At 44.2% G+C, this 16,638-nt stretch carries 19 protein-coding genes; 5 read left to right on the forward strand and 14 right to left on the reverse strand.

All coding sequences use genetic code 11. The features are described 5' to 3' along the window. Positions 1-11: 11 nt before the first annotated feature. Positions 12-1,415, reverse strand: coding sequence for an MATE family efflux transporter (locus tag POW22_RS14875; protein ID WP_272833556.1), 1,404 nt, complete (start codon positions 1,413-1,415; stop codon positions 12-14). Positions 1,416-1,498: 83 nt separating this feature from the next. Between POW22_RS14875 and POW22_RS14880 the strand changes: the two genes are divergently transcribed. Further along, positions 1,499-1,951: a DUF1801 domain-containing protein gene (locus POW22_RS14880; RefSeq protein WP_272833557.1), complete on the forward strand. Its 453-nt coding sequence runs from the start codon at positions 1,499-1,501 to the stop codon at positions 1,949-1,951. A 76-nt stretch (positions 1,952-2,027) separates the two neighbouring features. After that, on the forward strand, positions 2,028-2,639 hold the full coding sequence (locus POW22_RS14885; protein ID WP_272833558.1) for a hypothetical protein: 612 nt from the start codon (positions 2,028-2,030) through the stop codon (positions 2,637-2,639). A 2-nt stretch (positions 2,640-2,641) separates the two neighbouring features. Here POW22_RS14885 and POW22_RS14890 read toward each other — a convergent pair whose 3' ends face one another. The 12 genes from POW22_RS14890 to POW22_RS14945 form a co-directional block, all read right to left on the reverse strand. Further along, complete coding sequence (locus POW22_RS14890) at positions 2,642-4,027, reverse strand: M20/M25/M40 family metallo-hydrolase (protein ID WP_272833559.1); 1,386 nt, start codon at positions 4,025-4,027, stop codon at positions 2,642-2,644. A 5-nt stretch (positions 4,028-4,032) separates the two neighbouring features. Then, positions 4,033-4,908, reverse strand: coding sequence for a PPK2 family polyphosphate kinase (locus tag POW22_RS14895; RefSeq protein ID WP_272833560.1), 876 nt, complete (start codon positions 4,906-4,908; stop codon positions 4,033-4,035). A gap of 10 nt (positions 4,909-4,918) precedes the next feature. After that, complete coding sequence (locus tag POW22_RS14900) at positions 4,919-6,082, reverse strand: sigma-54-dependent transcriptional regulator (protein ID WP_272833561.1); 1,164 nt, start codon at positions 6,080-6,082, stop codon at positions 4,919-4,921. Between the two features lies 1 nt (position 6,083). Further along, entirely contained in the window at positions 6,084-6,971 is an 888-nt protein-coding gene (locus tag POW22_RS14905; RefSeq protein WP_272833562.1) for a DUF6268 family outer membrane beta-barrel protein, read from the reverse strand. Beyond that, positions 6,964-7,902 (reverse strand): mechanosensitive ion channel family protein, encoded by a 939-nt coding sequence (locus tag POW22_RS14910; RefSeq protein ID WP_272833563.1) that lies wholly within the window; start codon positions 7,900-7,902, stop codon positions 6,964-6,966. The genes POW22_RS14905 and POW22_RS14910 overlap by 8 nt, the downstream gene beginning before the upstream one ends. Beyond that, positions 7,887-9,200 (reverse strand): ABC transporter permease, encoded by a 1,314-nt coding sequence (locus POW22_RS14915; protein WP_272833564.1) that lies wholly within the window; start codon positions 9,198-9,200, stop codon positions 7,887-7,889. The genes POW22_RS14910 and POW22_RS14915 overlap by 16 nt, the downstream gene beginning before the upstream one ends. A 1-nt stretch (position 9,201) precedes the next feature. Then, positions 9,202-10,128 carry an ABC transporter ATP-binding protein gene (locus POW22_RS14920; protein WP_272833565.1) on the reverse strand — a complete coding sequence of 309 codons (927 nt, stop codon included), beginning with the start codon at positions 10,126-10,128 and terminating at the stop codon, positions 9,202-9,204. A 234-nt stretch (positions 10,129-10,362) separates the two neighbouring features. Further along, on the reverse strand, positions 10,363-11,481 hold the full coding sequence (dnaJ, locus tag POW22_RS14925; RefSeq protein ID WP_272833566.1) for a molecular chaperone DnaJ: 1,119 nt from the start codon (positions 11,479-11,481) through the stop codon (positions 10,363-10,365). 9 nt (positions 11,482-11,490) lie between these two features. Further along, on the reverse strand, positions 11,491-12,045 hold the full coding sequence (locus POW22_RS14930; RefSeq protein WP_272833567.1) for a nucleotide exchange factor GrpE: 555 nt from the start codon (positions 12,043-12,045) through the stop codon (positions 11,491-11,493). 93 nt (positions 12,046-12,138) lie between these two features. After that, positions 12,139-13,041, reverse strand: a complete 903-nt coding sequence (locus POW22_RS14935) for a TIGR01777 family oxidoreductase (RefSeq protein WP_272833568.1) — start codon at positions 13,039-13,041, stop codon at positions 12,139-12,141. A 55-nt stretch (positions 13,042-13,096) separates the two neighbouring features. After that, entirely contained in the window at positions 13,097-13,765 is a 669-nt protein-coding gene (gene mnmC2, locus POW22_RS14940; protein ID WP_272833569.1) for a tRNA (5-methylaminomethyl-2-thiouridine)(34)-methyltransferase MnmC2, read from the reverse strand. A gap of 3 nt (positions 13,766-13,768) precedes the next feature. Continuing rightward, on the reverse strand, positions 13,769-14,308 hold the full coding sequence (locus tag POW22_RS14945) for a DUF4920 domain-containing protein (protein ID WP_272833570.1): 540 nt from the start codon (positions 14,306-14,308) through the stop codon (positions 13,769-13,771). A gap of 107 nt (positions 14,309-14,415) precedes the next feature. Between POW22_RS14945 and POW22_RS14950 the strand changes: the two genes are divergently transcribed. Further along, complete coding sequence (locus tag POW22_RS14950; protein WP_272833571.1) at positions 14,416-15,486, forward strand: branched-chain amino acid aminotransferase; 1,071 nt, start codon at positions 14,416-14,418, stop codon at positions 15,484-15,486. Here POW22_RS14950 and POW22_RS14955 read toward each other — a convergent pair. Next, positions 15,483-15,869, reverse strand: coding sequence for a nucleoside triphosphate pyrophosphohydrolase family protein (locus POW22_RS14955; protein WP_272833572.1), 387 nt, complete (start codon positions 15,867-15,869; stop codon positions 15,483-15,485). The two genes, POW22_RS14950 and POW22_RS14955, sit on opposite strands and share 4 nt — an antisense overlap. Before the next feature lie 46 nt (positions 15,870-15,915). On the opposite strand from POW22_RS14955, the gene POW22_RS14960 reads away from it, so the two are divergent. Next, on the forward strand, positions 15,916-16,104 hold the full coding sequence (locus tag POW22_RS14960) for a hypothetical protein (RefSeq protein WP_272833573.1): 189 nt from the start codon (positions 15,916-15,918) through the stop codon (positions 16,102-16,104). Positions 16,105-16,235: 131 nt separating this feature from the next. Next, a complete protein-coding gene (locus POW22_RS14965) occupies positions 16,236-16,634 on the forward strand; it encodes a hypothetical protein (RefSeq protein WP_272833574.1) in 399 nt (132 codons plus the stop codon). Positions 16,635-16,638: the final 4 nt, after the last annotated feature.

Genomic DNA, 16,638 nt, shown 5'->3' on the forward strand with positions numbered 1-16,638 from the left:
GGGCAAAAATACTAATTATCTTCAGAGTCGGGGGTCTCCAACTCTTTTTGAACAATAAGACGCTTGCTGAGCTGATTGAATCGTATGTATAAAAGGACGCCACTTACAGTAAGTCCTGCCAATAAACCGATCCAAATCCCAGCACTCTTATAGGCGGTGTGTAAACCTAAATAATAGGAAATTGGGAACCCCACCACCCAGTAGGCAATAAAGGTGATGAAGGTTGGAATCTTGACATCTTGCATCCCTCTTAAAGCGCCAAGCACCACAACTTGCACTCCGTCAGAGATCTGAAAAACCGCTGCAACCAACAGCAATCTCGCTGCTATTTGGACCACTTCAAAGTTATCGGCAAAGTTTTGCGCATCGTCAAAATCAACATAAAGTTTAGGCAATACTTGATGCAAACTAAAGAAGAGTATCGCAAAGCCGCAGGCCAAAATAATGGCCAGTAAAAATATGGAATGTGCAATTCTACGCAATTCCCGGTAGCGCTGCAAACCCTGTTGGTTCCCAACTCGGATCATAGCCGCAACGCTTAGTCCCATAGCGACCATAAAGGTCATGGAAGATAGGTTCAATGCTATTTGATTGGCTGCTTGAGGGTTCTTTCCTAAGATCCCGGACAGCCAAATGGCCGCCGTGAAAATAGCCACCTCAAAGAACATCTGTAAGGCAGAAGGGAAGCCTAAATTTAAAATGCGTTTGATCATCGCACTTTCTAAAACGAAGAGTTTGATCTTCAATACATAATCTCTCGATTTTAGATTGCGCTTCATCAAAAGCCACAAATACCCAACCATTATGAGTCGTGATACCAAGGTCCCAATGGCTGCGCCCACGATGCCCATCTGCGGAAAACCAAACTTCCCAAAGATCAAAAGATAGTTTAAGATAATGTTGACCACATTGGCCAAAAGCGTGGCGTACATAGGAGCACGGGTCATGGACAATCCGTCACTACACTGTTTGAAGGCTTGAAAAATGATCAGCGGGATCAGTGAAAATGCAACCAGATCTAAGTAGGGCTCTGCTAAGACGACAACCTCCTGGGGTTGATCCATATAATAAAGCAGTGGTTTGGACAGATAAACGCCTAAAAAAAGGGTGATTCCTAAAACTGTGCAAAGGAACAAGCCGTGCTTAAAGGCCGCCTTTCCCGCAGGAAAATTGCCTTCTGCATCAGCCGCAGCTACCAAAGGAGTTATCGCCGTGGAGAATCCTATTCCCAATGACATGGCAATAAACATAAAACTGTTTCCCAGAGATACCGCGGCGAGTTCTGCAGTTCCCAATTGCCCCACCATGATATTATCCACAAAACTCACAAAAGTATGCCCAAGCATTCCCAAGATCACTGGGGCCGCCAAGGTCCAATTGTACTTAAATTCTTTGGTGTATTGCGCTAGATTCATAGGGATGGTCAGGCCGTTGAGTCTATAACACGCAACGGTCCATCAAAATTAAAATTTAATATCTTTAAACAAAGTCAAGCAGCATGAAAGTAAATGCCAATACCGTAGAGGAGTATTTCCAAGCCATTCCTGAAGAGCGTCAGCCGCATATGAAAAAATTGCATCAGACCATTGTAGATAACCTGCCAGAAGGATTTCAAGTTGGTATGAGTTATGGAATGGTGGGTTATGTAGTTCCGCATAGTTTATATCCGGCCGGTTATCATTGTGATCCTAAACTGCCCCTGCCCTTTATGAGCATCGCTTCCCAAAAGAATTTTATCGCCTTATACCATATGGGGATTTACGCCAATCCCGAGCTTTTGCAATGGTTTCAAGAAGAATACCCGAAGCACGTAAAAACCAAGCTAGATATGGGTAAAAGCTGTATTCGATTCAAGAAACCAGAAACTATTCCTTATGACTTGATTGCTCAGCTATGTAGGCAGATGGACCCCCAAAAATGGATAGACATCTATGAATCAGTAGTGAAGTAGTAAGAAATTCCTTATATTCGCGCTAACATATTAGCAATCCAGATTTTTAAAACTACTTATACCCCCCAGTATAATCATGAAAAAACCGCAAATTCTGGCTTGCGCAGCGGTACTTCTATTTGGAGTACAACTAGCAAAAGCCCAAGTGGGTATTGGCACCACTACGCCTACTGCCCAATTGACCATTGACACAGGGACAAGCGGTCTTGCTCCCCTAGAGTTGTCTAGTACGACAACGGCACCTACATCAAATCTAAGCGGCGGACAGATCGCCGTAATCAACAACGAGCTTTACTTCTTTGAACCAACTAGGAATCATTGGTTTAGTGTAACTACAATCCCGATCACCTTTGCGAGAAATGGAAATGTAGATAACAACAACCTTTATTTTGGTGGTCGTATTACCAACCAAGGTTCAGGAGCGCCCATGCTCAAAAATGGAACAATAATCGGAGTTTCTGCTACTTCTTCCGGAGGTAGTGCAACAAAGAGGTTTGAACTGCGCGTGCGTAATGACGGTTCTGATGTAAGTGTCACAGATTTGAGTCTATCTGACAACGAACTCTATGACGATACCTTGAACGTAGATTTCTCCGCGGGTGACACCCTAACCATGCGAGCCAGAAATGATGGTGATGGAGATGTTAGTAATCCATCGATCATCCTTTGGATCAAGTGGCGCGAATAAGCTTATTTAATTCCGTACTTATCAAACAGATAAACTAGAGAAGCCATAGCGGCTGCTCCGAGTTCCAATTCCCTTTTGTTAATGGCATCAAAGGTGTCATTGGGTGCGTGGTGATAATCAAAGTAACGCTGGGAGTCTGGTCTAAGGCCACAGAGTACAATACTATCTGCTTTTAATGGACCAATATCAGCACCACTTCCGCCTTGGGTGAAGGAGTGAACCAAATACGGCTCAAACAAGCTGTTCCAAGACAAGACTTGCTCATAATTTGCTCGATCTGTATCAAAGGAGAAACCGCGTGGGGAAAATCCACCGGCATCACTCTCAAGGGCAAAAACGTGGGTTTCATTGTTCTTCGCAGCGGCTTCTGCATAAGCTCTTCCGCCTCGCAAACCGTTCTCTTCATTCATAAAGAGAACCACCCGTAGACTGTGTTTAGGCTTGTAATTGGCTTTTTGCAGTAAACGCAGCACCTCCATGGACTGTACACATCCAGCACCATCGTCATGAGAACCGTCACCGGTATCCCAGGAGTCTAAGTGACCGCCAACTACAAAATATTCATTGGGCTTTTCTGAACCCGTGATCTGCCCAATAACATTATACGACTGCACATCTGGGAAGGTCTCACAGCTTTGTTTTATGGTAAGGCTTAAACCGGAATCCTTTTGTAGGGCCGCACTCAGGGCTTCCGCACCTAAAGTACTTACTGCTGCAGCAGGGATACGTTGATCTGCTTTTAAATCGCCATAAGACATCGAACCTGTGTGTGGAAAGTCATCCAGGCGCAAGTTCATGGAACGCACAATAACCCCTACTGCCCCGTACTTTGCAGCTTCCATAGCACCGGCATAGCGTTGGTCTACACAACCTCCATAGGCCGCAAAAGTATTGATGAGCTCTGCCTGCATGGGTCTGTTGTAGAATACAATCTTACCTGCAATCACCTCACTGCCCAGTTCTTTAAGAGCGTCAAGGGATTGTACTTCAATAACCTCAGCTTTGAGTCCCGAAGCCGCAGTAGCTACAGATCCGCCCAAAGCACAGATCTGCAGGTCTGTTTTAGAACCTGCCGTTTCAAAATAGGCGGTTTCCTTTTCCCCTCTAACCCATTTAGGCACCATTACTGGTTGCAGCCAAACCGAATCCAAGCCCAGATTTTTGAGCTCTTGTTCGGTGTATTTTACGGCCTGCTCTGCTTCTGGAGAACCCGACAAACGTCCACCTATTTCATTAGAAAGATGCTCCAACCACGAGTAGCTCTGACCGTTGAGTAAAGCCAGATCATATATGTTACGCAGCATTAAAGAATCTGAAGTTTGCGTTTGCCCAAAGCTCACCACAGTGAACACTAAGCAAATGCTCAATAAACGCGCTTGGAATTTCATAATGGTTATTCGTTGTTGAGTTCTTGGATGTATTGTTTTAGCTTGGCTTGGGTATCCGGGTCCAGTTCGGGCTCCTGAATGTTTGTATAGGCTTCCATAGCTTCTAACAAAATGCTAGCGACGACCACGCGAGCGGCTCTTTTATTATCCGCAGGAATCACATACCAAGGCGCATGCTCTTTTGAGGTTCTGTTTATGGCATCTTGGTAGCACTCCATGTACTGATCCCAAAGCTTGCGTTCCTTGAGATCGCCAGACGAAAACTTCCAGTTCTTTTCTTTTTTATTCAATCTGCGCAGTAAGCGGTGTTTTTGCTCGTCCTTAGAGAGGTTCAAATAGAACTTAAAGATGAGCGTACCATTCTCTGCCAAATGCTTCTCAAAATTGTTGATCTGCTCAAAACGCTTATCCCAAAAGGCGTCATCTATCTGATCCACGCTCTTGAGTTTTGGCAAACGCTCGTTGAGAATATACTCTGGATGTACACGCGTCACCAACACATTCTCATAATGAGTACGGTTGTGGATTCCAAAGATCCCGCGACGAGGCAGGGCTATGTAGTGTCTCCAGAGGTAGTCGTGATCCAGTTCCAAGTCTGTCGGTACTTTAAAGCTGTGTACCTCTACTCCACGAGAATTGAAGTCTTTAAAAACCTCTCTAATCAAACTATCTTTCCCAGCAGTATCCATCCCTTGAAGGCAGATCAACACAGCGTATTTGTCATGCGCATACATGGTGTCTTGCAATTTGCCCAATCGGGAACGCACGCGCTCTAAAACATCTTCTAAGGTTTCTTTATCCAAACCAAAGTCTTCATAAGTGGGATGCTGTTGGAGATCGGTTTGTCCGTCTACGCGGTATTTACTGCTGTCAATCTTCATGCTGATGGTATTATTTACTGGCGAACAAGCGCACGTCTTCTTCGCTGATGGTTTCTCCTCCTAAGATAATCAATCGTTCTACTACATTTCGCAATTCCCGAATGTTTCCAGTCCAATCGTACTCCTTGAGCAGTTTTACGGCCTTGTCCTGAAATTTTTTCTGAGCGGTTCCTTGTTCTTCTGATATCTTCTTGGTGAAGTAATCTAAGAGCAAGGGAATATCTTCTCTGCGGTCATTGAGCGCAGGAACTTTGATCAAGATCACAGCCAATCGGTGATAGAGATCCTCTCTAAAGTTACCTTCTGCGATCTCGTTTTTAAGGTCTTTATTGGTCGCTGCAATTACCCGAACATCTACCTTGATGTCCTTGTCATTACCCACGCGTTGAATCTTGTTCTCCTGTAAGGCACGCAGCACCTTAGCCTGAGCAGACAAGCTCATATCGCCCACCTCGTCCAAAAAAATGGTTCCGCCGTTGGCCGCTTCAAACTTTCCCGCGCGGTCCTTATTGGCAGAAGTAAAGGCACCTTTTACGTGTCCAAAGAGTTCACTTTCTATAAGTTCACTTGGAATGGCAGCACAATTCACCTCGATCATCGGCCCTTTAGAACGATCACTTTTCTGATGCAACCAATGCGCCACAAGTTCTTTACCCGTTCCGTTAGGCCCTGTAATGAGTACGCGAGCTTCTGTAGGAGCTACCTTCTCTATCATTTCCTTAATGTGGGAGATAGGAGCAGATTCTCCGATCATCTCGTAGTTCTTACTCACCTTCTTTTTAAGGCGAGTGTTCTCTACCACCAATTCTTTACGGTCTAGCGCAATGCGTACGGTGTTTAAAAGTCTATTGAGATCTGGTGGTTTGGAGATATAATCAAAGGCTCCGAGACGCATGGTATTTACCGCTGTATCTAGATCACCGTGCCCAGAGATCATGACAATTGGAGTCTCTGGCTTGAGCTTTTTAGCGGCTTCCAAAACCTCAACACCGTCCATTTTAGGCATTTTTATATCACACAAAACCAGATCAAAATCTTCTTTTTTGATCATTTCAATTCCAGAAAGTCCGTCTTCGGCTTCGGTAACTTTGTAATCTGCACTTTCCTCACTGAGTATTTTTGACAATACCCGACGGATCGCCGCCTCATCTTCTATGATTAATATCTGAGCCATATCAAATCTTAAATTTTACACCGGTTCTAAAATAACCGGTATTGTTTTCATTCAAATTAAATACGTTGTTGCGGTTTTCATCACGCAATCGTAATTCGTTGTACAAAGTGTATGCCGCATAAAGGTAGAAATAGAAATTCTTGGCAAAGTTGTACTCATACCCCAGCCCCCCAAGCACTTGGGTCATGGAAATATTATCAGCAATGGAGGTACTCCCATCTGGGTTAGTCACTACACGATTGTTCTGCAGGTTAGAAAAGAATCCATCTAACGATACATACGCTTGAATGCTATTCTTGGCATTGAACATATGCTTGATATTTGTTTTTGGAGTCCCGAGGGAATAGGACCAACTGGGATGAAACTGTCTGTAGTAGTTTATGATTGGCAAAGGTAAAGGCCGTCCTTGGTTGGTAGAATACTGCAATCCTATTACCCAACGATTGGGCTTTGCAACCTCATCCTCAGAGCGATCACGGATCATATATGCAGAACCGCTGAACCTAAAATCTCGTCCTAAAAAATCAGCACTCTCAAAATTAGAAGCCAATTCAAAACCTGCCCGAGCCCCAAAACGCCAACCACTTTTAAACTTAAAGGTATACGCTATAGTAGCTCTGAACATTTCAAAGGTCGTCGCGTCATTGGTGTCAAAAGGGACCGGGTCATCTATATCTAAAGTGATGTGTCGGTATTCAAAACCTGGGATCAGATAACTGCCCTCCCAAGAAAGCGGAATTGGAAAGTTGATAAAGCCTCTAAAACGGCTCAGTGAATTGTCACTGTCTACCTGGGGTATCCGAAGCCATTCCACACGCATCAAATCTGTGGATTGCCCCAAACAACATCCGCCAGAAATAATCAAAAGCAAGAGCAAGAATTTACGCATTGCCCTCCCCTGTGATGTTTGGTGAAACCATGGTTTTAATGTGCAGATCACGCTGCGGGAATGGAATACTGATATCGTTGGCTCTAAAGGCCTCATCGATCTTAAAGCGCACATTGCTCTTGGTCAACGGATCTTTAAAGCTATCGGTCACATAAAAGAAGACACTAAAGATCAAGGCAGAATCTCCAAAATCTTGAAACAATACTCGCGGTTCTGGACGTTTGAGAATTCCTGGTTCTGACTGCACGCATTCCAATAGAAGTTTTTCCACCAAACGCGTATCACTGCCATAAGCCACTCCCACGGTCACGCCTTCACGTGTCATTTTGTGATTTTGGGTATAGTTAAAAACCGTATCACTGATAAACTTGTGGTTGGGAATAATGATGACCTTATCATCTCTGGTAATACAGCGCGTGGTGCGCAATCTGATCTCTATAACCTTCCCGACTTTGCCATTGATCTCGATGATATCACCCACTAAAAGCGATTTGTCAACGATGATGAAAATCCCTCCTATGATGTCTTGGAAGAGCTCCTGAAGTGCGAGCCCGAGTCCTACAAAAAGTGCCGCAGAAGCGGTCAATAGGACGGTGACATTAATTCCTGCTGCATTCATAGTGAGCAGGATCACCAGCATATAGATCAAATACTTAAGGAACTTGAAAATACTTACAAACTTCAAGCGATTCTCTTCTTCCATGCGGCGGGTGAGCCATTTTCTGATCAAATTGAGCGCGAAACTCGAAACAAAAATGGCGATCACCAAAGTGAGGATCAATCCAATGGTTAGGTGAATCTGCTTATCACCTTCACCAAAGTGAAAGCCTCTATTGAGAAATTCTCGAATAGAGGCCCACAAACTTTTACCGATTTCCGTGGCCTCTTCGGCCAGGCTTTCATCCTGTATAAGTGCTAGTATTTTAACCATTTAAATAATTCCTTGTAACTGGCCTTTTTACCGTACATCAAGATACCGACTCGGTAGATTTTCGCGGCCACCCAAACTGTGCCTATAAAAGTAGCAAATAAAATCACTACTGATAGTATTTGTTGCCAGATTGGGACTCCAAACGGTATACGCATCAGCATAACCACCGGAGAGGTCAAAGGAATGAATGAAAATACTTGAGAAACGGTACCGTGTGGATTTTCAATCACGGTGAAAACCCCGACATAAACTGCCAGAATCAATGGCATGAGAATGGGAAGCATAAACTGCTGGGTATCTGTTTCATTATCTACGGCAGCACCAATGGCCGCGTAGAGTGAAGCGTACATCAAATATCCACCTAAGAAGAACAAGATAAACATGATCACCAAGTTCATCAAAGGCAAGGAATTGATCTCATTGAGCAAACCAACCATTTCACTTTGTGCTTCTGGGCTGTCTTGCATTTGTTGCACCATTTCTGTTTGGGCTGATTGCGCCTGGGCTGGATCAATGTCTAGCATTGCAGATCCCACAGAAAGGAATACTCCGAGCAACACTACCCAAACGGCAAACTGGGTTATCCCAGCTAAAGAGGTTCCGAAGATCTTTCCAAGCAGGAGCTGAATTGGTTTTACGGACGAGATGATCACCTCAATAATGCGGCTAGTCTTTTCTTCAATCACCGAGCGCATGATCATATTCCCATAAATAATGATGAACATGAAAAGCAAGTATCCCGCTATTCCTCCAAAGGCCAATTTTACAACGGAGCCCATTTTAGAGGTCTCCTCGCCTTTAAAGGTTTCTAAGTTGGTTCGCACCCGTACCCGCAGGTCGCGGATCTTTTCGGCGTCCATACCTGCTTCTGCCAAGCGTGAATCCGTGGCCAAACTACCAATGCGATCTTCTATCTTGCTTATGAGCAATAGCGAAGGGGAATCTGCAGAGTAGAAAGTCACTTGATCTGCCATCTGATCCATGGAGTTCACCTTTGGAATATAAAGCAGTCCGTACTGTTCAGCACGTTCTACATTTACTTTGGCAGAATCTAAACTAACCCCCGTTAGTATTTCGTATTTAGTGTTCTCTGTGCTTTCAAATTTGTCAATGAACATACCCGTCTCATCCAAGACGGCAATGGTCTTACTGCTTTCGTTATTGAGCTGTGACAAATAGGCCACCACAAAGATCAGCGCCACCATGATCAGTGGGCTTACAAAGGTCATTACAATAAAGGATTTGTTCTTTACTTTATTGAGGTATTCGCGTTTTATAATGAGTGGAAGGTGATTCATCTTAGCTGTTTTTTACCGTTTGAATGAAGATATCGTTCGCGCTAGGCACCACTTCTACAAAGTGTGTAAGTTGTCCTTTCCCGCTTAGGTACTGGATCAGATCGTTAGCGGAACCATTGGCACCTAATTTGATATTGCACATGAGCTCATCATTGATGCTTTTGAATTGCGCCGGAGACACCTCGAACTTGCCTTGAAGTTCCTTCAATACAGCCTCTTCGTTTGGCGTCATAAGACCGATCTCAAAAGTATTGGTCTTGTTTTGCCTTTTGATGTCGATGAGTTTACCGTCTAAGATCTTGTTAGACTGATGAATCAAAGCGATATGATCGCACATTTCTTCTACAGACTCCATTCTGTGGGTTGAAAAGATGATTGTGGCTCCATTGTCACGCAAGCGCAGGATCTCGTCTTTTATAAGCGTGGCATTGATCGGGTCAAATCCGCTGAAAGGTTCGTCAAAGATCAACAGCTTAGGCTCGTGAAGTACAGTTACCACAAACTGAATTTTCTGAGCCATCCCTTTGGAGAGCTCTTGGATCTTCTTGTTCCACCAATCGCCAATTTCTAATCGGTCAAACCACATGCGCAAACGCTTTTTGGCTTCTGCCTTATCCAGCCCTTTCAATTGGGCCAAATACAAGGCTTGTTCGCCTACTTTCATAGACTTGTACAAACCGCGCTCTTCTGGCAAATAACCGATGTCTTTGATGTGTTCGGCACGCAGCGGCTCACCGTCTAGCATGACGCTACCGGTGTCTGGCATAGTGATCTGATTGATGATACGGATAAAAGTAGTTTTCCCAGCTCCGTTAGGCCCAAGCAGTCCAAAGACGCTTCCCTTTGGGACGCTAATAGAGACTTGGTTGAGGGCAGTATATTCACCAAATTTCTTGGATACACTGTCTGCAACTAGCAAATCATTCATAAGATACGTTGAAGTTTTTTGGTTATGTTCATGCAGGCTCATCACTACATAGAACACAAAGTTAGTACAATCCGGCGGGTATTTGTTACAATCTAAATTGTCCTAAAAAATAAAACCCACCCTTGACTGTGATCAAGGATGGGAAAAAAATTGCTATGAAAAAGAAAAATTATCACTAGAAAGGAATCTAGTAATAGTCAAATATAAAAAAATATTTTTAATAACTGTCTTTACTTAGGAGAACATATCCTTCACCTTCTCAAAAAAGGATTTGTCTTCCTTTTCTGGCTTTGGCTGGAAGTGTTCATCGGCACTCATGCGCTCAAAGAACTCCTTTTGCTCCTTAGAAAGTGTACGCGGCGTCCATACGTTTACATGAACTAACAAATCACCTTTCCCATAACCGTTCAAGTTGGGAATCCCTTTACTTCTCAGACGAAGGATCTTCCCGCTTTGCACTCCGGATTCGATCTTGATTCTCACCTTTCCGCTTACCGTTTCAATCTCTTTAGAAGTACCCAAGGCAGCTTCTGAGAAACTGATGTATAGATCGTAATGCAGATTGTCGCCTTCACGCTGTAAAAGCTCGTGTGGCTTCTCGGTGATGGCAACCAAAAGATCTCCAGGAATACCGTTGCCTGGGGCATCGTTTCCTTTACCGCTTACTTTTAACTGCATGCCGTCTTCTACTCCTGCTGGAATTTTGATCGATACGGTTTCTTCTGTAGCGATCATACCTTGCGCATCTGCGTTGGCAGGCTTTTTATCTACGATCTGTCCAGAACCACCACAAGTGGAACAGGTAGTCGCAGTTTGCATACGGCCTAAAATGGTATTTTGGATCCGCGTTACTTGCCCTTGTCCGTTACATGTGCTACAGGTAGTAAACGTAGTTCCTTGCGCCATTTTCTTGCGCTTTACCTTGATCTTTTTCTCTACTCCAGCAGCGATCTCTTCTAAGGTCAAACTCACGCGGATTCGCAGGTCACTTCCTTTGCGTCTGCGTTGTCCACCACCGAATCCTCCAAATCCGCCAAATCCGCCGCCGCCAAAGGCACCGCCAAAAATGTCTCCGAATTGACTAAAGATGTCATCCATGTTCATTCCACCGCCGCCGCCAAAACCGCCGCCTTGGAATGCTTGGTGTCCAAACTGATCGTATTGTTGACGTTTTTGAGGATCGCTTAAGATCTCATAGGCCTCTGCGGCCTTCTTGAACATCTCTTCTGCCTTCTCATCACCAGGGTTCTTATCTGGGTGGAACTCAATGGCCTTTTTGCGGTAGGCCTTTTTGATCTCCGCAGCAGAAGCGCCTTTATCAACGCCGAGTATTTCGTAAAAATCTTCTTTCACTGTCTTGTCTTATTGTTGTCCGATCACCACTTTTGGGTATCTGATGATCTTATCGCCTAAGGTGTAGCCTTTCTCAATCACGTCAATGATCTTTCCTTTCAAATCGTCTGTAGGCGCAGGAATTTGCGTCACAGCCTCGTGCAGATCTGCATCAAAGGTTGTACCTGCTGCGATCTCAATAGGCTGTAAACCTTTACTTTTCAAAGTTTCCTTGAGTTTGTTGTGGATCAAGGTAACGCCTTCAAAAAGGCCGTCATCTCCAGCGCGATCGATCTCTTTTAGTGCGCGATCAAAATCGTCTAAAACAGGAAGTAGCGATTGAATCACCTCTTCTCCGGCAGTTTTAAACAACTCTACACGCTCTCTACTGGTGCGCTTTTTAAAGTTCTCAAACTCTGCAAAAAGACGCAGAAACTTGTCTTTCTCCTCTTGCAATTCGCGTTGGGCTTTTTCTAAGTCGGTCTCTTTGGAAGCCTCCTCTTGCTGATCTACTGCGACGTCTTGATCTAGAATTTGATCCAACTCGTCACTGCTTGTATTTTTATTCTTGTCTTTCTTGCTCATGGCAAAAACGCTGTTTTTATAGGTCGATTTACAGCGTGCAAAAGTACTGCCATTGTTTTAAAAATGTCAAAATGTCACCATTTATTTCTGCCCTTAGAGCAAATTTGACAAGGCCGTGTCTAAATCAGGGAATTCAAAGCGGTAACCGGAATCTAAGATCTTCGCAGCACTGACCTTCTGCCCTTCCAAGACAAGTAATGCGCGCTCCCCGAGAGCCACTTTAAGCACAAAGCCAGGAACCGGCGGCAAAATGATCTTCTTACCGAGTGCTTGAGCTACCCCTTGGGTCAGGGCCTTGTTAGTAACAGGATTGGGTGCTACGCCGTTGAACACGCCGCTGAGCTTGTTTTGTATGAGGTGGAAATAAATTCCGCTAATGTCTTTGCGATGGATCCAAGAGAACCATTGCTTCCCAGAACCTAAAGCCGCACCGAGCCCAAGTTTAACAGGCTTCATGATCTCTGGCAAAGCGCCCTGATCTGGATCTAAAACGACGCCCGTACGCAATTTAGCAACTTGCATTCCCATGGCCTTAAAACGATCCGCAGCAGCTTCCCACTGCACTACTACCTCTGCAAGGAAATTATCTCCAACAGCATTGTTGTCTTCTGTATAATGCTCCGTAAGACTGTTTGGATAGAGACTGATTCCGGATGCGCTGATAAAATGCGTCACCTGATGGTCAATCTTGCTCAGACTTTCTTCCAAGAGCATCATGGTCCCCACGCGAGATTCTACGATCTCTTGACGGTAGGCCTTGGTCCAAGGCTCGCTAATGGGCGCGCCAACTAAATGCACAATAGTGCCCACACCGTTAAAGCATTGATCATCGATCTCATTGTTCTTTGGATCCCAAAGAAAACCACGATGATTGTCGGTTTGGATGAGTTTACTGGATCGAGTAGTTAAAAAATGAACGGTGTGTCCTGCATGATGCAGGTCTGCAGTTAATTGTGTGCCGATGAGTCCAGTAGCTCCTGTGATTAAAACCGTCATGCTATTTTTTTTACAAAAATACGCATAAGCCAGCGGACTATACGTGAAACTTATCTTAAGGCTTTGTTGCTCTGAGCATATGTCGTTTGCCAGGAGGTCCATCCAAGCGTTCCACTTCAAAGCCCAGGGATTGTAGATCGCGGCGCACATCGCCTTTAGCACAATAAGAAACCCAAACACCACCTGATTTTAGCGCGTTATAGGTCTTTTCAAGGATATCACGATGCCAAAGTTCTGGCTGGACACGCGGCCCGAAGGCGTCAAAATAGACCAGATCAAATTGCTCCTGAGCCTCTAACTGATCAAAGGTGCGCTGTTGTTTTGTCAAAGTAAAAAGAGGGTCAATGGTCAGTTCTTGCTCCCAGTTCCCCCTATGCATAGCCTGAAAATCATCCAGGGGCATTTCGAGATCTTCTGGGTATCGCATGGCCTGCCACTCCTGCTCAGAAACCGGAAATGCTTCCATACCCGTGTAATGCAGTTTTAAGTTGTGATCTTTGGCAAACCCCAAACTCAAAAGCGCATTGAGCCCTGTCCCGAATCCAAATTCCAGGATGGATAAAGACAAAAAAGACCCCAGCGCGTGTTTGTGCTGGAGTCCTTGTTTGATAAATACGTATTTGGCCTCTGCAATGGCACCGTGTTTGGAATGATATTGTTCATCCCAATCGGGCAATTGAATGGTCCAGGAACCGTCTCCGGTCTGGATGAGTTCTCGTTTCACGAATTATTCTTGTGGAATGGATCCTTCTTCTGCGGCTTGGGCCTCAGGCAAAAGAACCCCGCTAGAAACGATGGCCAAGGATTTTTTTGGTTCCGTGATGGCAGCGATCTCCTCTGGAGATTTTCCGTCATCTGCTGCGTAGTGCTTTAAGTCCTCTACGCTTACTTCCTCAATGAAAGCAACTCCTTCAATGATGGCGTCTTGACCGGCAATATCTTTAGGCATGAAGAACGCATAGTCCTTGAAACGAACCATGGATTCTTCTCCGTCAATATCAACCTTCATCCAACATCCTTTCTTCTGGCAAACCGAGTTTACCTTAGAAGTGAATTTTACAGGAACAGTGTCCCCTACTTTTAAAGTTTTGGTGAATTCTGCCAAAGCGACTGGAGTCATCACTTCAGAAACAGCTACAGGAGCTCCAAAGTTTTGGAAACTCTCTTTAACTTCTTCTACAGCAATGGTTGCATCCTCTTGAGAAACTTCTGATTTACACCCTACCAAGGCTGTAGTCAGAACTAATAAAACAAACAGATTTCTCATTGTTTTTTGATTTAATGATAAGCATTTAAGATAGTGCAATTTTATGAATTATTTACATTTTATGTAGCGGTTTTTTTGGCTAATTTTGCGCTTTAAACGATCCTTACATGCAGTTATCTACTTCGAAATCCCTTGAAATTACGCAAATCGCTGAGTCTAGAATAGATCAGGTTGATTTCCAGAATCTTGTATTCGGGCGTGTTTTTACGGACCATATGTTTGAGTGCGATTTTGTAGACGGTAGCTGGCAAACTCCTAAAATTAGACCTTACGGACCTTTGAGTATCGAACCTGCCGCCAAAGTATTCCACTACGGCCAAGCAGTATTTGAGGGTATGAAAGCTTACAAGGATGAGGACGGCAACGCCTTTTTGTTCCGCCCGGAAGACAATTTTGAGCGCATCAATAAGTCTTCAAAGCGTATGGCGATCCCAGAATTTCCGAAAGAATTCTTCTTCGAGGGTTTGGAGACCTTGTTGAGTATGGATAAAGCCTGGATCAAACCAGGGCTTGGAAACTCCTTGTATATACGTCCATTTGTTATCGCGACGCAAAACGGAGTATCGGCCTCTCCATCGGATCAATACAAATTTATGATCATCCTCTCTCCGGCTCAGGCATACTATACGGGAGATGTCAAGGTGGTTATAGCAGAACACTTTTCTCGCGCTGCTGATGGCGGTGTAGGAGCTGCTAAAGCTGCCGGTAACTACGGTGCACAATTCTATCCAACTAACTTGGCAAAAGAAATGGGTTATCAGCAAGTGATCTGGACCGATGCCAATGAGCACAAGTACTTGGAAGAAGCAGGAACGATGAATGTGTTTTTTAGAATAGGTGACACCCTCCTCACTGCTCCGACCAACGATAGAATTCTGGACGGGATTACTCGTAAAAGTGTGATTCAAATTGCCAAGGACGCTGGAATTAACGTTGATGTTAGACGCGTTTTGGTGGATGAAGTTGTGGAAGCTGCCAAGAATGGAACCCTAAAAGAGATCTTTGGTGCAGGAACTGCAGCGGTAATCAGCCCTGTGAGTGGCTTCAGCTATAAAGGGGAGCAATACGATATTGCTGGCTCCGATGACAGCTACGCCAAAAGGTTCAAATCGGCCTTGATGAACATTCAGCACAACCTGGCTGATGATCCTTACGGCTGGCGCTACGCGATCAATTAAGCATTTAAAATATCTGCAATATTGGGCTTGAAGTAATTGGGTCCTTTGAGTACTTTTCCGTCTTCTCTGTAGATGGGTTTTCCGTCTGCTCCCAATTTGCTCATATTGCTGCGTTGGATCTCTGTAAAGACCTCCTCTATTTTGTGTTGCAGGCCGTGTTCAATAATGGTCCCGCAAAGGATGTAAAGCATATCGCCCAAAGCGTCAGCAACCTCAACTAAATCTGCGTTGTTGGCAGCTTCCAAATATTCCTCATTCTCTTCACGCATAAGTTTGTAGCGCAACAAATGTTTGTCCTCTCCCAAATGGGCCTTAGGAGCTTTTAAACTATCTAAACCAAAAGCGTCGTGAAAAGCCTGAACGGCAGCAATTTTATCTTGCATAATGTGGGTTCTAAGTTGTAATTTTGTAAAAGTTAAATCTACAAAGATGTTCACGACCGGACGTATTGTTTTTATAAGTTTTTTTGTCCTCGCTTTTATCTTAGCCATGATCTGGGCTTACCGCAAAGACAAGAACCTTCACCTCAAACAATACAAGGGCGCCAAATGGATCCTGCTTGGGTTCATCCTTTTCCTACTGGCACTGCTAGGGCTTAAAGAGCTGCTAAATCTATAGCACTAAGCCACTTCCTTAACAAATATATTGAGGATTGCAAATTGGAATTTTAACATTTGCAGCCTAACTTTTCAAAAAAATACCCAGTATGGGGTATGTTTTTAGGGCTATACTATTCTCAATTTTGATATATGAAATTTAATGATCCAGCAATAAAGGAGACGATCCCTCATTTCTTACTATTCCTTATTGGAATATTAACACTCATCTATTGTTATCACCTAGCCGGTGATGTAGAGTCAACAACACCGAAGGAACAGATGCACGTATTACGCATTTTTGTAGCTTTTGGTGCAGCGGCAATATCTATCGCGCTCCCAGGCTTTATAGAAGTTGGCAACAATGCACTAAAAGCAAGAGAAGCTAAGGCTAATAAGGCTTTAGCCTATAAAGCTAAGGAAGCTGGTTCTGATGATAGCCTAGACAATATAGTTTATGAGCCAAAGTCTACTATGAGTTTAAACGTTAAAGCAGGCGGAGCCTTAGCCATCTTTGTGTTGGTGTATTTGGTACAGCCGATTGGGGGATAGATCT

The organism is Gilvibacter sediminis, from assembly GCF_028561565.1.
In the GTDB taxonomy this organism is placed as follows: domain Bacteria; phylum Bacteroidota; class Bacteroidia; order Flavobacteriales; family Flavobacteriaceae; genus Gilvibacter; species Gilvibacter sediminis.

Coding starts and splice junctions, on each gene's coding strand:
- POW22_RS14875 (WP_272833556.1), bottom strand. CDS start 1,415: ATGAATCTAGCGCAATACACCAAAGAATTTAAGTACAATTGGACCTTG.
- POW22_RS14880 (WP_272833557.1), top strand. CDS start 1,499: ATGAAAGTAAATGCCAATACCGTAGAGGAGTATTTCCAAGCCATTCCT.
- POW22_RS14885 (WP_272833558.1), top strand. CDS start 2,028: ATGAAAAAACCGCAAATTCTGGCTTGCGCAGCGGTACTTCTATTTGGA.
- POW22_RS14890 (WP_272833559.1), bottom strand. CDS start 4,027: ATGAAATTCCAAGCGCGTTTATTGAGCATTTGCTTAGTGTTCACTGTG.
- POW22_RS14895 (WP_272833560.1), bottom strand. CDS start 4,908: ATGAAGATTGACAGCAGTAAATACCGCGTAGACGGACAAACCGATCTC.
- POW22_RS14900 (WP_272833561.1), bottom strand. CDS start 6,082: ATGGCTCAGATATTAATCATAGAAGATGAGGCGGCGATCCGTCGGGTA.
- POW22_RS14905 (WP_272833562.1), bottom strand. CDS start 6,971: ATGCGTAAATTCTTGCTCTTGCTTTTGATTATTTCTGGCGGATGTTGT.
- POW22_RS14910 (WP_272833563.1), bottom strand. CDS start 7,902: ATGGTTAAAATACTAGCACTTATACAGGATGAAAGCCTGGCCGAAGAG.
- POW22_RS14915 (WP_272833564.1), bottom strand. CDS start 9,200: ATGAATCACCTTCCACTCATTATAAAACGCGAATACCTCAATAAAGTA.
- POW22_RS14920 (WP_272833565.1), bottom strand. CDS start 10,128: ATGAATGATTTGCTAGTTGCAGACAGTGTATCCAAGAAATTTGGTGAA.
- POW22_RS14930 (WP_272833567.1), bottom strand. CDS start 12,045: ATGAGCAAGAAAGACAAGAATAAAAATACAAGCAGTGACGAGTTGGAT.
- POW22_RS14935 (WP_272833568.1), bottom strand. CDS start 13,041: ATGACGGTTTTAATCACAGGAGCTACTGGACTCATCGGCACACAATTA.
- POW22_RS14945 (WP_272833570.1), bottom strand. CDS start 14,308: ATGAGAAATCTGTTTGTTTTATTAGTTCTGACTACAGCCTTGGTAGGG.
- POW22_RS14950 (WP_272833571.1), top strand. CDS start 14,416: ATGCAGTTATCTACTTCGAAATCCCTTGAAATTACGCAAATCGCTGAG.
- POW22_RS14955 (WP_272833572.1), bottom strand. CDS start 15,869: ATGCAAGATAAAATTGCTGCCGTTCAGGCTTTTCACGACGCTTTTGGT.
- POW22_RS14960 (WP_272833573.1), top strand. CDS start 15,916: ATGTTCACGACCGGACGTATTGTTTTTATAAGTTTTTTTGTCCTCGCT.
- POW22_RS14965 (WP_272833574.1), top strand. CDS start 16,236: ATGAAATTTAATGATCCAGCAATAAAGGAGACGATCCCTCATTTCTTA.